This is a genomic window from Streptomyces sp. CNT372, assembly GCF_000377145.1.
The window spans coordinates 1-17,883 of sequence record NZ_KB897784.1 but is presented as its reverse complement, the minus strand read 5'-3'; the positions used below and the strand labels follow the sequence as shown (position 1 = coordinate 17,883).

General features: G+C 71.6%; 17 protein-coding genes. 15 read left to right on the top strand and 2 right to left on the bottom strand.

The annotated features are described in order from the left end of the window. Nucleotides 1-100: 100 nt before the first annotated feature. The 12 genes from C593_RS0118960 to relA all read left to right on the top strand — a co-directional run bounded on the left by C593_RS0118960 (nt 101) and on the right by relA (nt 12,560). Nucleotides 101-595 carry a hypothetical protein gene (locus C593_RS0118960; RefSeq protein WP_051093731.1) on the top strand — a complete coding sequence of 165 codons (495 nt, stop codon included), beginning with the start codon at nt 101-103 and terminating at the stop codon, nt 593-595. 238 nt (nt 596-833) lie between these two features. Further along, nucleotides 834-1,682, top strand: a complete 849-nt coding sequence (gene pdxS / locus C593_RS0118955) for a pyridoxal 5'-phosphate synthase lyase subunit PdxS (RefSeq protein ID WP_486591158.1) — start codon at nt 834-836, stop codon at nt 1,680-1,682. Beyond that, a complete protein-coding gene (pdxT, locus tag C593_RS0118950) occupies nt 1,682-2,266 on the top strand; it encodes a pyridoxal 5'-phosphate synthase glutaminase subunit PdxT (protein ID WP_018848886.1) in 585 nt (194 codons plus the stop codon). Before pdxS ends, pdxT begins: the two co-directional genes overlap by 1 nt. 62 nt (nt 2,267-2,328) lie before the next feature. Continuing rightward, on the top strand, nt 2,329-3,081 hold the full coding sequence (locus C593_RS0118945; protein ID WP_026277835.1) for a YebC/PmpR family DNA-binding transcriptional regulator: 753 nt from the start codon (nt 2,329-2,331) through the stop codon (nt 3,079-3,081). Nucleotides 3,082-3,244: 163 nt separating this feature from the next. Then, on the top strand, nt 3,245-3,787 hold the full coding sequence (gene ruvC, locus C593_RS0118940; protein WP_018848884.1) for a crossover junction endodeoxyribonuclease RuvC: 543 nt from the start codon (nt 3,245-3,247) through the stop codon (nt 3,785-3,787). Next, nucleotides 3,784-4,395 (top strand): Holliday junction branch migration protein RuvA, encoded by a 612-nt coding sequence (gene ruvA / locus C593_RS0118935; RefSeq protein WP_018848883.1) that lies wholly within the window; start codon nt 3,784-3,786, stop codon nt 4,393-4,395. The genes ruvC and ruvA overlap by 4 nt, the downstream gene beginning before the upstream one ends. Nucleotides 4,396-4,471: 76 nt before the next feature. Continuing rightward, a complete protein-coding gene (gene ruvB, locus C593_RS0118930) occupies nt 4,472-5,542 on the top strand; it encodes a Holliday junction branch migration DNA helicase RuvB (protein WP_018848882.1) in 1,071 nt (356 codons plus the stop codon). A 165-nt stretch (nt 5,543-5,707) separates the two neighbouring features. After that, nucleotides 5,708-6,181 carry a preprotein translocase subunit YajC gene (yajC, locus tag C593_RS0118925; RefSeq protein ID WP_026277834.1) on the top strand — a complete coding sequence of 158 codons (474 nt, stop codon included), beginning with the start codon at nt 5,708-5,710 and terminating at the stop codon, nt 6,179-6,181. A 147-nt stretch (nt 6,182-6,328) separates the two neighbouring features. After that, complete coding sequence (gene secD, locus C593_RS0118920) at nt 6,329-8,131, top strand: protein translocase subunit SecD (protein ID WP_199790061.1); 1,803 nt, start codon at nt 6,329-6,331, stop codon at nt 8,129-8,131. Between the two features lies 1 nt (nt 8,132). Beyond that, entirely contained in the window at nt 8,133-9,242 is a 1,110-nt protein-coding gene (secF, locus tag C593_RS0118915; protein ID WP_018848879.1) for a protein translocase subunit SecF, read from the top strand. Beyond that, nucleotides 9,239-9,802 (top strand): adenine phosphoribosyltransferase, encoded by a 564-nt coding sequence (locus tag C593_RS0118910; protein WP_018848878.1) that lies wholly within the window; start codon nt 9,239-9,241, stop codon nt 9,800-9,802. Before secF ends, C593_RS0118910 begins: the two co-directional genes overlap by 4 nt. A 430-nt stretch (nt 9,803-10,232) precedes the next feature. Beyond that, nucleotides 10,233-12,560, top strand: coding sequence for a GTP pyrophosphokinase (gene relA, locus C593_RS0118905; RefSeq protein ID WP_486591157.1), 2,328 nt, complete (start codon nt 10,233-10,235; stop codon nt 12,558-12,560). A gap of 157 nt (nt 12,561-12,717) precedes the next feature. Here relA and C593_RS0118900 read toward each other — a convergent pair whose 3' ends face one another. Then, entirely contained in the window at nt 12,718-13,947 is a 1,230-nt protein-coding gene (locus C593_RS0118900) for a DUF349 domain-containing protein (protein WP_018848875.1), read from the bottom strand. Nucleotides 13,948-14,161: 214 nt separating this feature from the next. Next, nucleotides 14,162-14,950, bottom strand: coding sequence for a peptidylprolyl isomerase (locus C593_RS0118895; protein ID WP_018848874.1), 789 nt, complete (start codon nt 14,948-14,950; stop codon nt 14,162-14,164). A gap of 234 nt (nt 14,951-15,184) precedes the next feature. Here C593_RS0118895 and C593_RS0118890 point away from each other — a divergent pair, with 234 nt between their 5' ends. The 3 genes from C593_RS0118890 (at nt 15,185) to C593_RS0118880 (ending at nt 17,882) form a co-directional block, all read left to right on the top strand. Further along, on the top strand, nt 15,185-15,895 hold the full coding sequence (locus C593_RS0118890) for an MBL fold metallo-hydrolase (RefSeq protein ID WP_026277831.1): 711 nt from the start codon (nt 15,185-15,187) through the stop codon (nt 15,893-15,895). A gap of 15 nt (nt 15,896-15,910) precedes the next feature. Then, nucleotides 15,911-17,173, top strand: a complete 1,263-nt coding sequence (gene hisS, locus C593_RS0118885; RefSeq protein WP_018848872.1) for a histidine--tRNA ligase — start codon at nt 15,911-15,913, stop codon at nt 17,171-17,173. 73 nt (nt 17,174-17,246) lie between these two features. Further along, nucleotides 17,247-17,882, top strand: a complete 636-nt coding sequence (locus C593_RS0118880) for a vitamin K epoxide reductase family protein (protein ID WP_018848871.1) — start codon at nt 17,247-17,249, stop codon at nt 17,880-17,882. Nucleotide 17,883: the final 1 nt, after the last annotated feature.

Here is a 17,883-nt window from a genome sequence, read left to right as displayed (position 1 = left end):
GGGGCCCGGCCCCGCGCCGGAGCCGGCCCCGCCGTGAGAGGTAACGTTGCCGCCCGTGAGCACCCTGATCTGGATCGTCGTCGCCCTGGTCGCCGTCGGCATGTACCTGAGCTGGACCGCCGGGCGTCTCGACCGTCTGCACGCCCGGATCGACGCCGCCCGCGCCGCCCTCGACGCCCAGCTGCTGCGCCGCGCCTCCGTGGCGCAGGAGCTCGCCACCTCCGGCGTCCTCGACCCCGCCGCGTCGATCGTCCTCTACGAGGCCGCCCATGACGCCCGGCAGGCCGAGGAGGAGCAACGGGAGGTCGCCGAGAGCGAGTTGAGCGCCGCGCTGCGCGCGGTCTTCGGCGAGACGGAACAGGTCGAGGCGGTGCGCGCGGTGCCCGGCGGCGAGGACGCGGCCGACGAACTCGCCCAGGCGGTACGGCGCGTCCCCATGGCCAGGCGCTTCCACAACGACGCCGTGCGGGCCGCCCGCGCCCTGCGCCGGCACCGCACGGTGCGCTGGTTCCGGCTGGCGGGCCACGCCCCGTTCCCGCTGGCCTTCGAGATGGACGACGAGCCCCCCACCGCCCTCGCCGACCGCCCGGCCTGAACCCGTCACCGGCGGCCCGACACCCGGCCGCAACGCCCCCCTCGCCCGCTCCGCACCTGCACAGCCCGGAAAAACGATCCACCGCCTCACCATTGGCCCTTGATGTGGACTGGTCCCGCCCGGTTCCATCGGTGACGCTCCACACCGTCGTCACCGAATGAGGTCCCCCGTGTCCGTCAACCCCACCCCGCAGTCCACCGAAGCCCCGGCGACCGGCACCTCCCGCGTCAAGCGCGGCATGGCCGAGCAGCTCAAGGGCGGCGTGATCATGGACGTCGTCACGCCCGAGCAGGCGAAGATCGCCGAGGACGCGGGCGCCGTCGCGGTCATGGCGCTGGAGCGGGTCCCGGCGGACATCCGCAAGGACGGCGGCGTGGCCCGGATGTCCGACCCGGACATGATCGAGGGCATCATCGAGGCCGTCTCCATCCCGGTCATGGCCAAGTCCCGGATCGGCCACTTCGTCGAGGCCCAGGTCCTCCAGTCCCTCGGTGTGGACTACATCGACGAGTCCGAGGTGCTGACCCCGGCCGACGAGGTCAACCACTCCGACAAGTGGGCCTTCACCACCCCGTTCGTCTGCGGCGCCACCAACCTGGGCGAGGCCCTGCGCCGGATCGCCGAGGGCGCGGCCATGATCCGCTCCAAGGGTGAGGCCGGCACCGGCAACGTCGTCGAGGCCGTCCGCCACCTGCGCCAGATCAAGAACGAGATCGCCCGCCTGCGCGGCTTCGACAACAACGAGCTGTACGCCGCCGCCAAGGACCTGCGCGCCCCCTACGAGCTCGTCAAGGAGGTCGCCGAGCTGGGCAAGCTCCCCGTCGTCCTCTTCTCCGCCGGCGGTGTGGCCACCCCCGCGGACGCCGCCCTGATGCGCCAGCTCGGCGCCGAGGGCGTCTTCGTCGGCTCCGGCATCTTCAAGTCCGGCGACCCGGCCAAGCGCGCCGCCGCCATCGTGAAGGCCACCACCTTCTTCGACGACCCCAAGATCGTCGCCGACGCCTCCCGCAACCTGGGAGAGGCCATGGTCGGCATCAACTGCGACACCCTCCCCGAGGCCGAGCGCTACGCGAACCGGGGCTGGTGATGACCTCACCGCTCATCGGCGTCCTCGCCCTCCAGGGCGACGTACGCGAGCACCTGATCGCCCTGGCCGCGGCGGACGCCGTGGCCAGGCCGGTCCGGCGGCCCGAGGAACTGGCCGAGGTCGACGGCCTGGTGATCCCCGGCGGCGAGTCCACGACCATGTCGAAGCTGGCCGGCCTCTTCGGGATGACCGGCCCGCTGCGCGAGCGGATCGCCGCCGGCCTGCCCGTCTACGGCACCTGCGCCGGCCTGATCATGCTCGCCGACAAGATCCTCGATCCCCGGTCCGGCCAGGAGACCTTCGGCGGAATCGACATGATCGTCCGCCGCAACGCCTTCGGCCGCCAGAACGAGTCCTTCGAGGCGAGCGTCGAGGTCACCGGCGTCGGCCCGGTCGAGGGCGTGTTCATCCGCGCCCCCTGGGTGGAGTCCACCGGCGCCGAGGTCGAGGTGCTCGCCGAGCACGACGGCCATGTCGTCGCCGTCCGCCAGGGTCGGCTGCTCGCCACCTCGTTCCACCCGGAACTCACCGGCGACCACCGGATGCACGGCCTCTTCACGGACATGGTGCGCGCCGCCGGGTGACCCGATCCCGGTAGGATCTCTCGGGTTCGTTCAGTAAAGGGTTACGCGAAGGAGACAGGCAGATGTCCGGCCACTCTAAATGGGCTACGACGAAGCACAAGAAGGCCGTGATCGACGCCAAGCGCGGCAAGCTCTTCGCGAAGCTCATCAAGAACATCGAGGTCGCGGCGCGTACCGGCGGTCCGGACCCGGAGGGCAACCCGACGCTGTTCGACGCCATCCAGAAGGCGAAGAAGCAGTCCGTCCCGAACAAGAACATCGACTCCGCGGTCAAGCGCGGCGGCGGTCTCGAGGGCGGCGGCGTCGACTACGAGACGATCATGTACGAGGGTTACGGCCCGAACGGCGTCGCGGTCCTCATCGAGTGCCTCACGGACAACCGCAACCGTGCCGCCTCCGACGTGCGCGTCGCCATGACCCGCAACGGCGGCTCGATGGCCGACCCGGGCTCGGTGTCCTACCTGTTCAACCGCAAGGGCGTCGTGGTCGTCCCCAAGGGCGAGCTGACCGAGGACGACGTCCTCGGCGCGGTCCTGGACGCGGGCGCCGAGGAGGTCAACGACCTCGGCGAGAACTTCGAGGTGCTCAGCGAGGCCACCGACCTGGTCGCGGTCCGCTCCGCCCTCCAGGAGGCCGGCATCGACTACGACTCGGCCGAGGCCAACTTCGTCCCGACCATGCAGGTCGAGCTGGACGAGGAGGGCGCGCGCAAGATCTTCAAGCTGATCGACGCGCTGGAGGACAGCGACGACGTGCAGAACGTCTTCGCCAACTTCGACGTCTCCGACGAGGTCATGGAGAAGGTCGACGCCTGACGCGCCCTCAGGGCGCCGCGTCTGCCGTGCTGTGGGACGGGCCGGCGGGGACACACCCCCGCCGGCCCGTCCGCGCGTTGTCGGTGCGAGCCGATAGCCTGCACGAACAGAGGAGCGGACAGCGGGTGAGCGGTCCGCGACCGCGCGGAAGGAGGGGGCCGTCGTGCGTGTGCTGGGAGTGGACCCGGGGCTGACCCGGTGCGGCGTCGGCGTCGTCGAGGGGGTCGCCGGCCGGCCGCTGACCATGCGCGGCGTCGGTGTCGTCCGCACCCCGTCCGACGAGGAGCTGGGCCGGCGGCTGGTCGGCATCGAGCGGGGCATCGAGCAGTGGCTGGACGAGCACCGGCCGGAGATCGTCGTCGTGGAGCGGGTGTTCAGCCAGCACAACGTGCGCACGGTGATGGGCACCGCCCAGGCCTCCGCCGTCGCCATGCTCTGCGCCGCCCGCCGCGGACTGCCCGTCGCCCTGCACACCCCGAGCGAGGTCAAGGCGGCCGTGACCGGCAGCGGCCGGGCCGACAAGGCCCAGGTCGGCGCCATGGTCACCCGGCTGCTGCGGCTGGACGCCCCGCCGAAGCCCGCCGACGCGGCGGACGCCCTCGCCCTCGCCATCTGCCACATCTGGCGCGCCCCCGCCCAGAACCGCCTCCAGCAGGCCGTGGCCGCGCACCGCGCCACCCTCTCCCCGAAAGGCCGGACCGCATGATCGCCTTCGTGAGCGGCCCCGTCGCCGCCCTCGCCCCCACCACCGCGGTGATCGAGGTCGGCGGGATCGGCATGGCCGTCCAGTGCACCCCGGACACCCTCTCCGCCCTCCGGATCGGGCAGGACGCCCGCCTGGCCACCTCCCTGGTCGTCCGGGAGGACTCCCTCACCCTCTACGGCTTCGCCGACGACGACGAGCGCCAGGTCTTCGAGCTGCTCCAGACCGCGAGCGGGGTCGGCCCCCGGCTCGCCCAGGCGATGCTCGCCGTCCACCGGCCCGACGCCCTGCGCCTGGCCGTCGCCACGGGGGACGAGAAGGCCCTCACCGCCGTCCCCGGCATCGGCAAGAAGGGCGCCCAGAAGCTGCTGCTGGAGCTGAAGGACCGCCTCGGCGAACCCCTCGGCACCGCCGGGCCCGCGATCGGCGCCGCCGTCTCGCAATCCTGGCGCGACCAGCTCCACGCGGCCCTCCTCGGCCTCGGTTACGCGACCCGGGAGGCGGACGAGGCCGTCGCCGCCGTCACCCCGCAGGCGGAGGCGGCGGGCGCCGACCCGGCGGTCGGCCCGCTGCTGAAGGCGGCCCTCCAGAGCCTCAACCGGGCTCGCTGACCGGGCCCCCTTACCGACCACCCGCCCCCTCCACCCGCAGAGCACCGCGCCCCCTCCACCCGCAGAGGCAGACACCGTGAACCGGGACGACCAGACCGCCGCCGACACCGAGACCCGCCTCGTCGGCCCCGCCGCCGACGGCGAGGACCAGGCCGTCGAGGCGGCCCTGCGCCCGAAGTCCCTCCAGGAGTTCGTCGGCCAGGAACGCGTCCGCGAGCAGCTCGACCTCGTCCTCAGGGCGGCCCTCGCCCGGGGGGCCACCGCCGACCATGTGCTGCTCTCCGGCGCCCCGGGCCTCGGCAAGACCACCCTGTCCATGATCATCGCGGCCGAGATGGGCGCCCCCATCCGGATCACCTCCGGCCCCGCCATCCAGCACGCCGGCGACCTCGCGGCCATCCTCTCCTCCCTCCAGGAGGGCGAGGTCCTCTTCCTTGACGAGATCCACCGGATGTCCCGGCCCGCCGAGGAGATGCTCTACATGGCGATGGAGGACTTCCGGGTCGACGTGATCGTCGGCAAGGGCCCCGGCGCGACCGCCATCCCGCTGGAGCTGCCCCCGTTCACCCTGGTCGGCGCCACCACCCGGGCCGGGCTGCTGCCGCCTCCGCTGAGGGACCGTTTCGGCTTCACCGCGCACATGGAGTTCTACGAGCCCGCCGAGCTGGAGCGGGTGATCCACCGCTCCGCCCAGCTGCTCGACGTCCGCATCGACGCCGAGGGCGCCGCCGAGATCGCCGGCCGCTCCCGGGGCACCCCGCGCATCGCCAACCGCCTGCTGCGCCGGGTCCGCGACTACGCGCAGGTCAAGGCGGACGGGCGGATCACCCGGGAGATCGCCGCCGCGGCCCTCGGGGTGTACGAGGTCGACACCCGGGGCCTGGACCGCCTGGACCGGGCCGTCCTGCGGGCGCTGCTGAAGCTCTTCGGCGGCGGACCGGTCGGCCTGTCCACGCTCGCGGTGGCGGTGGGGGAGGAGCGGGAGACCGTGGAGGAGGTCGCCGAGCCCTTCCTCGTCCGCGAGGGCCTGCTGGCCCGCACGCCCCGGGGGCGGGTGGCCACCCCGGCGGCGTGGGCGCACCTCGGGCTGGTGCCGCCGCAGCAGGCCCCCGGCGCAAGCGGACAACAGGGTCTGTTCGGGGCGTGACGGCGAGGAGACTCGCCGGGTGCGGAACCACGGTGCGATGCTGGGCGTTGTTCCAGTGATGCGGACTCGCTTAGACTCCGCCGATGCCGCCCTTCCAGGGACGGCGTGCCCACCCCCGTAGATCAGGCCGTTCGTCAGCGCGGTCGTGCGAAGGACTTCCCCGCCGTGGATATCTTGACCCTCCTCCCCTTCATCGTGCTCATCGGGGCCATGTTCCTGATGACCCGCTCCGCCAAGAAGAAGCAGCAGCAGGCCGCTCAGATGCGCGACTCGATGCAGCCCGGCACCGGCGTGCGGACCATCGGTGGCCTCTACGCGACCGTCAAGGAGGTCAACGACGACACGGTCCTCCTGGAGGCGGCCCCCGGCGTCCACCTCGTCTTCGCGAAGAACTCCATCGGTGCCGTCCTCGCGGACGAGGAGTACAACCGCATCGTCCACGGCGACGACGAGACCACCGTCGTCCCCGACGACGCCTCCTCCCTGACGGGCGGCGCCGGCGACGCCGAGCGGATCGACCTCGGCAAGAAGGACGCGGACGACGCCGCGCCGAAGGACGCCGAGGCCGAGAAGACCGACCACGCCGAGAAGACCGACGGCAGGGACGACCGCACCGACGGCGGGACCGACGCGAAGTAGCCACGACCGGGGACCGCGGGCGGCGCCGACCGGCGCCGAGCGGTCCCCGGAGCGTGCCGACGCATCTCGGGGGATGGTCCCCACACCACTTCGTGGCCGCCTCGGCGCACACCCGGTGCAGGCGGTTGGACAGGGAGAATCGAGAAGGTGGCAGCACCGAACAGGGGCCGAAAGCCCACGGGGGCTCAGGGCAGGCCGGGGCGCACCCTGGTCTTGATCCTGATCGCCATGGTCGCGCTCGCGGGCGGGATGTTCTGGTCAGGACATACCACGCCGCGTCTGGGCATCGACCTGGCGGGCGGTACGTCCATCACGCTCACGGCGAAGAACCAGCCGGGCGCGCCCAACGCGATCAACCCGACCAACATGGACACCGCGGTCGGCATCATCGAGCGTCGCGTCAACGGCCTGGGCGTCTCCGAGGCCGAGGTCCAGACGCAGGGCGAAGAGAACATCATCGTCAACATCCCCAAGGGGACCAACAGCGAGCAGGCACGGAAGCAGGTCGGCACCACCGCCCAGCTGTACTTCCGGCCCGTGCTGACGGTGGCGCCCGGCGCACCCGCGGCCGACCAGCCCGCCCCGAGCCCGAGCGCCTCGGAGTCCGGCAAGCCCGAGTCCGGCAAGCCCTCCGGGGAGCCGTCCGGAGAGCCCGGCGACAAGGCGAGCGACCAGCCCGAGGCGAACGCGCCCTCCTCCTCGCCCACCACCCAGGGCCGCGCGGTCACCGAGGGCCTCAAGGCCCCGGCCGCCAGCCCCTCCCCGTCCGGCTCCGGCGAGCCCGAGGCGTCGAAGAGCCCCGACGGCTCCGAGAGCCCCGCGCCCAAGCCGTCCGACGACCCCGCGCCGGCGGCGCTGGAGAAGAAGTTCGCGGAGCTGAACTGCGCCGACGACAAGGCGCGCGGCAAGCTCGGCGAGGGCGTCAAGCCGGGTGACACCACGGTCGCCTGCGGCAAGAACAGCGCCGACCAGTGGGAGAAGTACATCCTCGGCCCGGCCGAGGTGGACGGCAAGGACGTCGACGACGCCAAGGGCGAGCTCGACCAGCAGCGTGGCCTGTGGAAGGTCACCATGCAGTTCACCGACGAGGGCGCCAAGAAGTTCTCCACCATCACCAGCCGCCTGTCGCAGCAGCAGCCCCCGATGAACCAGTTCGCCATCGTCCTCGACAGCGAAGTGGTCTCGGCCCCGCAGGTGAACCAGACCCTCAGCGCCAGCGCCGAGATCACGGGTGACTTCACCCAGGAGTCCGCGCAGGACCTGGGCAACATCCTGTCCTACGGCGCCCTGCCGCTCACCTTCCAGGAGTCCAGCGTCACCACCGTGACCGCGGCCCTCGGCGGCGAGCAGCTCCAGGCCGGTCTGATCGCGGGCGCCATCGGCCTCGTGCTGGTCATCGTGTACCTGGTCGTCTACTACCGCGGCCTGTCCTTCATCGCCATCCTCAGCCTGCTGGTCTCGGCGATCCTGACGTACACGCTGATGTCACTCCTCGGCCCGGCCATCGGCTTCGCGCTGAACCTCCCGGCCGTCTGCGGCGCCATCGTGGCCATCGGTATCACCGCGGACTCGTTCATCGTGTACTTCGAGCGCATCCGGGACGAGATCCGGGAGGGCCGGACCCTGCGTCCGGCCGTGGAGCGGGCCTGGCCGCGCGCCCGGCGCACCATCCTGGTCTCCGACTTCGTGTCGTTCCTCTCCGCCGTGGTGCTCTTTATCGTCACCGTCGGCAAGGTGCAGGGCTTCGCCTTCACGCTGGGCCTGACCACCCTGCTCGACGTCGTCGTGGTGTTCTTCTTCACCAAGCCGCTGATGACGCTGCTGGCCCGCCGGAAGTTCTTCGCGGACGGCCACCCGTGGTCCGGCCTCGACCCGACGCGGCTCGGTGCCAAGCCGCCGCTGCGCCGCGGCCGCCGTGTCTCCGTCCCCACCGACCCGAAGGAGGCGTGAGATGTCGCGACTCGGCAATCTCGGCGCCCGGCTGTACCGCGGTGAGGTCGGCTACGACTTCGTCGCCAAGCGCAGGTTCTGGTACGGCGTCTCGATCCTGATCACCATCACCGCCATCGTGGGCCTCGCGGTCCGCGGCCTGAACATGGGCATCGAGTTCAAGGGCGGCGCCGTCTTCACCACCCCGAAGGCGGAGGTCTCGGTCTCCCAGGCCCGGGAGGTCGCCGAGGAGGCGTCCGGCCACCTGGCCATCGTCCAGGAGCTGGGCACCGGCGGTATGCGCATCCAGGTCAGCGAGCTGGACACCGCGCAGGCCGACCGGGTGCAGACGCAGCTCGCCGAGGAGTTCGGCGTCGACCGCGAGAAGATCAACGCGGAGCTGGTCGGCCCGAGCTGGGGCGAGCAGATCGCCAACAAGGCGTGGACGGGCCTCGGGGTCTTCATGATCCTGGTGGTGATCTATCTGGCGATCGCCTTCGAGTGGAGAATGGCGATCGCGGCCCTGATCGCCCTGATCCACGACATCACCATCACCGTCGGCATCTACGCCCTGGTGGGCCTGGAGGTCACCCCGGGCACGGTGATCGGTCTGCTGACCATCCTGGGCTATTCGCTGTACGACACGGTGGTCGTCTTCGACTCCCTGAAGGAATCCTCGAAGGACATCACCAAGCAGACCCGCTGGACCTACAGCGAGATCGCCAACCGCTCGATCAACAGCACCCTGGTGCGCTCGATCAACACCACGGTCGTCGCCCTGCTGCCGGTCGCCGGACTGCTGTTCATCGGTGGCGGTGTCCTCGGGGCCGGCATGCTGAACGACATCTCGCTGTCGCTCTTCGTGGGTCTCGCCGCCGGTGCGTACTCCTCGATCTTCATCGCCACGCCGCTCGTCGCCGACCTCAAGGAGCGCGAGCCGCAGATGAAGGCCCTGAAGAAGCGCGTCCTCGCCAAGCGGGCGGCCTCGGCCGCCAAGGGCGAGACCGCTGAGCGGGACTCCGGGGACGCGGTGGACGGGCAGGACCCCGCCGACGACGGCACGGCGACCGCCGGCGCGGTCGTCGGCCCGCGGGGACGCAACCGGGGTCCGACGGGCGGCCGCCGCCGGTGAGCGCGCACGGCACGGAGAACGCGGACGCCACCCGGGAGCTGCTCCTCAGCCGCATCCGGGACGTGGCCGACTACCCGAAGCCGGGCGTGATGTTCAAGGACATCACCCCGTTGCTGGCGGACCCGGTGGCCTTCACGGCGCTCACCCAGGCCCTCACCGGCATCTGCGAGCGCCACTCGGCCACCAAGATCGTCGGTCTGGAGGCGCGCGGCTTCATCCTGGCCGCACCGGTGGCCGTCCGCGCGGGCATCGGCTTCGTCCCCGTCCGCAAGGCGGGCAAGCTCCCCGGGGCGACGCTGGCCCAGGCGTACGAGCTGGAGTACGGCACCGCCGAGATCGAGGTGCACGCCGAGGACCTGAACGCGGGCGACCGCGTCATGGTCATCGACGACGTCCTCGCCACCGGCGGCACCGCCGAGGCCTCGCTGCAGCTGATCCGGCGGGCCGGGGCCGAGGTCGCGGGCGTCGCGGTCCTGATGGAGCTCGGCTTCCTCGGCGGCCGGGCCCGTCTCGGCGAAGCGCTGGACGGGGCCCCGCTGGAGGCCCTGATCACGCTCTGATCACGCTCTGAACCCGGCACCGAGCAGGTTCCGGGCACACCGGAACACCACCGGCGGCCGGCGCGCACCGCGCGCCCGCCCCGGTCCTGGGCGCCCCGGGGGAGACCCCCGGGGCGCCCCGGCGTTCCCGCCGGCAGGACCCCGCGATTTCCGGCCACACCACCCCGGCCGTGACCGGGCGGCGGAGGCCCGGGCGCCGGGCCGGCGGCCGGGCACGCACCCGGACGGCCGGATCGATACCATGGGCTTTCCGGGCCTGACCGGGGGACCCGGAACCGCACGAGGAGCGCCCTTGCCAGACGAGGCCCAGCCCGCCGCCGCGCAGGCCGATCAGAAGCCCGAGCGGGCCGCGGCATCCCCGCCCGCGAAGCCCGGGCCGAAGCCCGCGGCACCCGAGGTGAGCCCGGTCCCGGTGACCGCGCCCAAGCCCATGCCGCCCAGCGGCTCCCGCGGGGTCGGGTCCTCCAGCCGTGTGCGCGCCCGTCTCGCCCGTCTCGGAGTGCAGCGCTCGTCGCCGTACAACCCGGTCCTCGAACCGCTGCTGCGGATCGTGCGCGGCAACGACCCCAAGATCGAGACCTCCACCCTGCGCCAGATCGAGAAGGCGTACCAGGTCGCGGAGCGCTGGCACCGGGGGCAGAAGCGCAAGAGCGGCGACCCGTACATCACGCATCCGCTCGCCGTCACCACCATCCTCGCCGAGCTGGGCATGGACCCGGCGACGCTGATGGCCGGGCTGCTGCACGACACCGTCGAGGACACCGAGTACGGCCTCGACCAGCTCCGCCGTGACTTCGGCGACTCGGTCGCCCTCCTCGTGGACGGCGTCACCAAGCTGGACAAGGTCAAGTTCGGCGAGGCCGCGCAGGCGGAGACCGTGCGCAAGATGGTCGTCGCGATGGCCAAGGACCCCCGGGTGCTGGTCATCAAGCTCGCCGACCGCCTGCACAACATGCGCACCATGCGGTACCTCAAGCGGGAGAAGCAGGAGAAGAAGGCCCGCGAGACGCTGGAGATCTACGCCCCGCTGGCGCACCGCCTCGGCATGAACACCATCAAGTGGGAGCTGGAGGACCTGTCGTTCGCGATCCTCTACCCCAAGATGTACGACGAGATCGTCCGCCTCGTCGCCGAGCGTGCCCCCAAGCGCGACGAGTACCTCGCCATAGTGACCGACGAGGTCCAGTCCGATCTGCGCGCGGCCAGGATCAAGGCGACCGTCACCGGGCGGCCCAAGCACTACTACAGCGTCTACCAGAAGATGATCGTCCGCGGCCGGGACTTCGCGGAGATCTACGACCTGGTCGGCATCCGCGTCCTCGTCGACACCGTCCGCGACTGCTACGCGGCCCTCGGCACGGTCCACGCCCGCTGGAACCCGGTTCCGGGGCGGTTCAAGGACTACATCGCGATGCCCAAGTTCAACATGTACCAGTCGCTGCACACGACGGTCATCGGGCCCAACGGCAAGCCGGTCGAACTCCAGATCCGCACCTTCGACATGCACCGCCGGGCCGAGTACGGCATCGCCGCGCACTGGAAGTACAAACAGGAGACGGTCGCCGGCACCTCCAAGGTGCGCACCGACGTGCCGCGCGCGGCCAAGGGCAGCGCCGGCCACGACACGGTCAACGACATGGCCTGGCTGCGGCAGTTGCTCGACTGGCAGAAGGAGACCGAGGACCCGGGCGAGTTCCTGGAGTCCCTGCGCTTCGACCTCTCCCGCAACGAGGTCTTCGTCTTCACGCCCAAGGGCGATGTCATAGCGCTCCCGGCGGGCGCGACCCCGGTGGACTTCGCCTACGCGGTCCACACCGAGGTCGGGCACCGCACCATAGGGGCGCGGGTCAACGGGCGGCTGGTGCCGCTGGAGTCGACCCTCGACAACGGCGACCTGGTGGAGGTGTTCACCTCCAAGGCCGAGGGCGCCGGACCCTCCCGGGACTGGCTCGGCTTCGTCAAGTCGCCCCGGGCGCGCAACAAGATCCGCGCCTGGTTCTCCAAGGAGCGCCGGGACGAGGCGATCGAGCAGGGCAAGGACGCCATCGTCCGGGCCATGCGCAAGCAGAACCTGCCGATCCAGCGGATCCTCACCGGCGACTCCCTGGTGACCCTGGCCCACGAGATGCGCTACCCGGACATCTCCTCGCTCTACGCGGCGATCGGCGAGGGCCATGTCGCCGCCCAGGGCGTCGTCCAGAAGCTGGTGCAGGCCCTCGGCGGCGAGGAGGCGGCCAACGAGGACATCGCCGAGTCCACCCCGCCGTCCCGCAGCCGTGCCAAGCGCCGCAAGAGCGCCGACCCGGGTGTGGTGGTCAAGGGCGTCGAGGACGTCTGGGTGAAGCTGGCCCGCTGCTGCACCCCGGTGCCCGGCGACCCGATCATCGGCTTCGTCACCCGCGGCAGCGGTGTCTCGGTCCACCGGGCGGACTGCGTCAACGTGGACTCCCTCTCGCAGCAGCCCGAACGCATTCTCGACGTCGAGTGGGCGCCCACCCAGTCCTCCGTCTTCCTGGTCGCCATCCAGGTCGAGGCGCTGGACCGCTCCCGGCTCCTCTCGGACGTCACCCGGGTCCTGTCGGACCAGCACGTCAACATCCTCTCGGCGGCCGTGCAGACCTCCCGGGACCGGGTGGCCACCTCGCGCTTCACCTTCGAGATGGGCGACCCCAAGCACCTCGGCCACGTCCTCAAGGCGGTCCGGGGCGTGGAGGGCGTCTACGACGTGTACCGCGTGACCTCGGCCCGCAGGCCGTAGACACCGGGCCGGAGACACCGGGCCGGAGACACGGCAGGCCCGGACATACGCCGGCCCGGACATACGCCGGCCCGGACATACGCCGGCCCGGACATACGGCGAGGGCCCCGCACCGACCGGTGCGGGGCCCTCGCCGGGTGCCGGCGCGCCGGGCGCGTCAGCCGCCGAACTCCTGAAGGCCCTTGAGGGCCTGGTCCAGCAGGGCCTGGCGGCCCTCCAGCTCCTTGGCCAGCTTGTCCGCCTTGGCGTTGTTGCCCGCCGCGCGGGCCGTGTCGATCTGAGCGCGGAGCTTGTCGACCGCCGCCTGGAGCTGACCGGTCAGACCCTCGGCACGCGCCCGCGCCTCCGGGTTCGTCCGGCGCCACTCCTTCTCCTCGGACTCCTGGATCGCACGCTCCACGGCGTGCATCCGGCCCTCGACCTTGGGACGGGCGTCCCGCGGTACGTGGCCGACGGCCTCCCAGCGCTCGTTGATCGACCGGAACGCGGCCCGCGCCGCCTTCAGGTCGGTCACCGGGACCAGCTTCTCGGCCTCCGTGGCGAGCTCCTCCTTGAGCTTGAGGTTCTCGGCCTGCTCGGCGTCCCGCTCGGCGAAGACCCCGCTGCGGGCGGCGAAGAAGATGTCCTGGGCGCCGCGGAAGCGGTTCCACAGGTCGTCCTCCGCCTCGCGCTGCGCGCGGCCGGCGGCCTTCCACTGCGCCATCAGGTCCCGGTAGCGGGCCGCCGTGGGCCCCCAGTCCGTGGACCCGGACAGCGCCTCCGCCTCGGCGACCAGGCGCTCCTTGGTCTGCCGGGCCTCCTCGCGCTGCGCGTCCAGCGAGGCGAAGTGCGCCTTGCGGCGCTTGGAGAAGGCCGAGCGGGCGTGCGAGAAGCGGTGCCACAGCTCGTCGTCCGACTTCCGGTCGAGACGCGGCAGCCCCTTCCAGGTGTCCACCAGCGCACGCAGCCGCTCGCCCGCGGCGCGCCACTGCTCGCTCTGCGCCAGCTCCTCGGCCTCGGCGACCAGCGCCTCCTTGGCGTGGCGTGCCTCGTCGCTCTGCTTGGCGCGCTGGGCCTTGCGCTCCTCGCGGCGCTTCTCGACCGTCGCCACCAGGGCGTCGAGACGCTTGCGCAGCGCGTCCAGGTCCCCGACGGCGTGGTGCTCGTCCACCTGCCGGCGCAGATGGTCGATCGCGGTCTGGGCGTCCTTCGCGGACAGGTCGGTCGTCTTCACCCGGCGCTCGAGGAGGCCGATCTCGACCACCAGGCCCTCGTACTTGCGCTCGAAGTAGGCCAGCGCCTCCTCGGGGGTGCCGGCCTGCCACGAACCGACGACCTGCTCGCCCTCGGCAGTACGCACGTACACGGTGCCCGTCTCGTCGACACGGCCCCACGGGTCGCTGCTCACAGCGCCTCCTCAACCTGATGCCCGCGAGGGAGTTCGTCCCCGGGCATCGTCCACAGTTTCCCGGACGGGCCTCGCCCGCCGCCCGCGGCGCGTTTCAGTCCGCCGCGCCGCACACCGCCCAATCTAGGCGACCGGCCGCCCGGCTGTCCGCACCCAGCGCGACCGAATTCACCGCTCCGCGCCCCTGCCCGGGGCGTGGAGCGGGGGGCGGGCCTCACACCTTGGGAACGGACGCCTTCTCGATGGTGACGGCCTTCTTCGGCGCCCCGTCGGTCGCGCCGCCCTCGACACCGGCCTTGCCCACGGCCTCCAGGTTCGTGAGGCTCTCCGCGTCCAGCGTGCCGAACGGCGTGTACGAGGGCGGCAGCTTGCTGTCCTTGTACACCAGGAAGAACTGGCTGCCGCCGCTGCCCGGCTGCCCGGTGTTCGCCATCGCGACCGTGCCCGCCTTGTACGTCACCGCGCCGTCGGCGCCCGGCTTCCCGAGGGAGTCCAGGTTCTCGTCCGGGATGGTGTAGCCGGGGCCGCCCGTGCCGTCACCCTTGGGGTCGCCGCACTGGAGGACGAAGATCCCGGCGGTGGTGAGGCGGTGGCACTTGGTGCCGTCGAAGTAGCCCTTGTCGGCGAGGGACTTGAAGGAGTTCACCGTGTGGGGCGTCTTCGCCGCGTCCATCGCGATCGCGATGTCGCCCTCGTTGGTCTTCAGGTCGAAGGAGTACTTCGCCTTCTTGTCGATCGTCATCTTCGGCCCCGGGGCCTTGCTCTCCGACGGGGAGGGCGACGGCGTGGGGTCGGAGGCCGCCGAGTCGTCCTTCTTCCTGCCGTCGTCGTCGCCGAAACCGAGGGCGTACACCGCGCCGCCGCCGACGAGGACCACGGCGAGCGCCGAGGCGATGACCGCGTTGCGCTGCCTGCCCTTGCGGCGCGCCTCCTCCCGGCGCTTCTGCTGCCGCTCGAACTTCTCCCGGGCGAGCTGCCGCCGCCGCTGATCGCTGGTGACCACCGGTGTCTTCTCCTTGAGGTGTGTGCTGGGTCCGTCGGGCCGGGGCCTGGGCCGGTCCCGGGTGTGCACGCCGCGTCATGCCGACCGCCGGGCTTGCCCGTACCGTATACGGGTTGGCTGTGTGATGAGCAGCGCCGGTAGGCTCTGATCTGCCGCATTCCACGCGGCCGCGCCCCGTGCCGGCCCGCGTGCGACCGATGTGCGGCCGACGTGCCGACCGAACTGAGGACGATCGTGCTTATTGCCGGGTTCCCCGCCGGGGCCTGGGGGACCAACTGCTATCTGGTCGCCCCCGCCGCAGGCGAGGAGTGCGTGATCATCGACCCGGGCCACCAGGCCGCCCAGGGAGTCGAGGAGACGCTCAGGAAGCACCGTCTGAAGCCCGTCGCCGTCGTCCTCACCCACGGCCACATCGACCATGTCGCCTCCGTCGTCCCCGTCTGCGGCGCGCACGACGTCCCGGCGTGGATCCACCCCGAGGACCGCTACATGCTGAGCGACCCGGAGAAGGCCCTCGGCCGCTCCATCGGGATGCCCCTCATGGGCGAGCTGACCGTGGGGGAGCCCGACGACGTCCATGAGCTGTCCGACGGCACGGCGCTGGAACTGGCCGGAATGGAGTTCTCCGTCGCGCACGCGCCGGGCCATACCAAGGGGTCGGTGACCTTCCGGATGCCCGAGGCCGCGGACGTGCCGTCCGTGTTCTTCTCGGGCGACCTGCTGTTCGCCGGCTCCATCGGGCGTACGGACCTGCCGGGCGGCGACATGGACGACATGCTCCGCTCGCTCGCCCGCGTGTGCCTGCCCCTCGACGACTCCACCGTGGTCCTCTCCGGCCACGGCCCCCAGACGACCATCGGCCGCGAGCGAACCACCAACCCGTATCTGCGCGAGGTGGCCGCCGGCCCCGGGAGCACCCAGGGCGCTCCCCGACGAGGAATGTGACGAGGGAAACGTCCCGTGACGACTTTCCAGGCCCCCAAGGGCACCTACGACCTGATCCCGCCGCGTTCCGCGACCTTCCTCGCGGTCCGTGACGCCATCGCCACTCCGCTGCGGAACTCCGGCTACGGCTACATCGAGACCCCCGGCTTCGAGAACGTGGAGCTGTTCGCGCGCGGTGTCGGGGAGTCGACCGACATCGTCAGCAAGGAGATGTACGCCTTCGAGACCAAGGGCGGCGACCGCCTCGCGCTGCGCCCGGAGGGCACCGCCTCCGTGCTGCGGGCGGCCCTGGAGGCCAACCTGCACAAGGCCGGCAACCTGCCGGTCAAGCTCTGGTACTCGGGCTCCTACTACCGATACGAGAAGCCGCAGGCCGGCCGCTACCGCCACTTCTCCCAGGTGGGCGCCGAGGCGATCGGCACCGAGGACCCGGCCCTGGACGCCGAGCTGATCATCCTGGCCGACCAGGCGTACCGCTCGCTGGGGCTGCGGAACTTCCGCATCCTGCTCAACTCCCTGGGCGACCGCGAGTGCCGCCCGGTCTACCGCGAGGCCCTCCAGGGCTTCCTGCGCGACCTGGACCTCGACGAGGACACCCGCCGCCGGGTCGAGATCAACCCGCTGCGCGTCCTCGACGACAAGCGCTCCGAGGTGCAGAAGCAGCTCGTCGGCGCGCCCAGGCTGCGCGACTACCTGTGCGAAGCCTGCAAGGCGTACCACGAGGAGGTCCGCGCCCTGCTGACCACCGCCGGTGTGGTCTTCGAGGACGACGTGAAGCTGGTCCGCGGGCTCGACTACTACACGCGCACCACCTTCGAGTTCGTCCACGACGGCCTCGGCTCGCAGTCGGCGGTGGGCGGCGGCGGCCGCTACGACGGCCTCTCCGAGATGATCGGCGGCCCCGCGCTGCCGTCCGTCGGCTGGGCCCTCGGCGTGGACCGCACGGTCCTCGCCCTGGAGGCCGAGGGCATCGCCCTGGAGATCCCGTCCGCCACCAGCGTCTACGCGGTGCCGGTCGGCGAGGAGGCCCGGCGGGTCCTCTTCGGCGTGGTCACCGAGCTGCGCCGGGCGGGCGTGGCGGCGGACTTCTCGTACGGCGGCAAGGGCCTCAAGGGCGCCATGAAGAACGCGAACCGCTCCGGCGCCCCGTACGCCCTGGTCGCCGGCGAGCGCGATCTGGCGGCGGGCGTGGTGCAGCTCAAGGACATGGAGTCCGGCGAGCAGCAGGCGGTGCCCCTGGAGACCGTTGTCTCCCAGCTGAGGGCGAAGTTCGCCTGAGACTGGCGGCATCCGCAAGAATGGCTGCTCCAGTACGGCTGCCCCAGCCACCGGCGAAACGAGGGAACGCGACATGACCTCTGCGACTGCCCACGACGCGCCCGCCGGCGCCCAGGACGGCCCCGGCAGGGGGACGATCGGTGCGAGCCGGGCGCTGGGGTGGCTGCTGGTGGTCACGGGGGCGGCGGGTCTGCTGGCGGCGTGGGTGATCACGCTGGACAAGTTCAGGCTGCTGGAGGATCCGGGGTTCACCCCGGGGTGCAGTCTGAACCCGGTGGTCTCGTGCGGGAACATCATGAAGAGCGAGCAGGCGTCGGTGTTCGGGTTCCCCAACCCGATGCTGGGGCTGGTCACCTACGGGATGGTCGTCGCGATCGGCATGGGCCTGGTCGCGGGGGCCCGGTACCGGAAGTGGTTCTGGCTGGGGCTGAACGCCGGCTGCCTCTTCGGGGTCGGGTTCTGCACCTGGCTGATGCAGCAGTCCCTGTACGAGATCAACGCCCTGTGCCTGTGGTGCTGCCTGGCGTGGGCCGGGACCATCGTCATGTTCTGGTACGTGACCTCGCACAACGTGCGCAGCGGGGTGCTCCCGGCGCCCGCCGGGGTGCGTTCCTTCTTCGGGGAGTTCACCTGGGTCCTGCCCGTGCTGCACATCGGGATCATCGGCATGCTGATCCTGACCCGCTGGTGGGACTTCTGGACCTCCTGAT

What these genes read in the sequence shown, in the direction of transcription:
- C593_RS0118960 (WP_051093731.1), top strand. Translation starts at nt 101, where the DNA reads ATGTACCTGAGCTGGACCGCCGGGCGTCTCGACCGTCTGCACGCCCGG.
- pdxS (WP_486591158.1), top strand. Translation starts at nt 834, where the DNA reads ATGGCCGAGCAGCTCAAGGGCGGCGTGATCATGGACGTCGTCACGCCC.
- pdxT (WP_018848886.1), top strand. Translation starts at nt 1,682, where the DNA reads ATGACCTCACCGCTCATCGGCGTCCTCGCCCTCCAGGGCGACGTACGC.
- C593_RS0118945 (WP_026277835.1), top strand. Translation starts at nt 2,329, where the DNA reads ATGTCCGGCCACTCTAAATGGGCTACGACGAAGCACAAGAAGGCCGTG.
- ruvA (WP_018848883.1), top strand. Translation starts at nt 3,784, where the DNA reads ATGATCGCCTTCGTGAGCGGCCCCGTCGCCGCCCTCGCCCCCACCACC.
- secF (WP_018848879.1), top strand. Translation starts at nt 8,133, where the DNA reads ATGTCGCGACTCGGCAATCTCGGCGCCCGGCTGTACCGCGGTGAGGTC.
- relA (WP_486591157.1), top strand. Translation starts at nt 10,233, where the DNA reads ATGCCGCCCAGCGGCTCCCGCGGGGTCGGGTCCTCCAGCCGTGTGCGC.
- C593_RS0118880 (WP_018848871.1), top strand. Translation starts at nt 17,247, where the DNA reads ATGACCTCTGCGACTGCCCACGACGCGCCCGCCGGCGCCCAGGACGGC.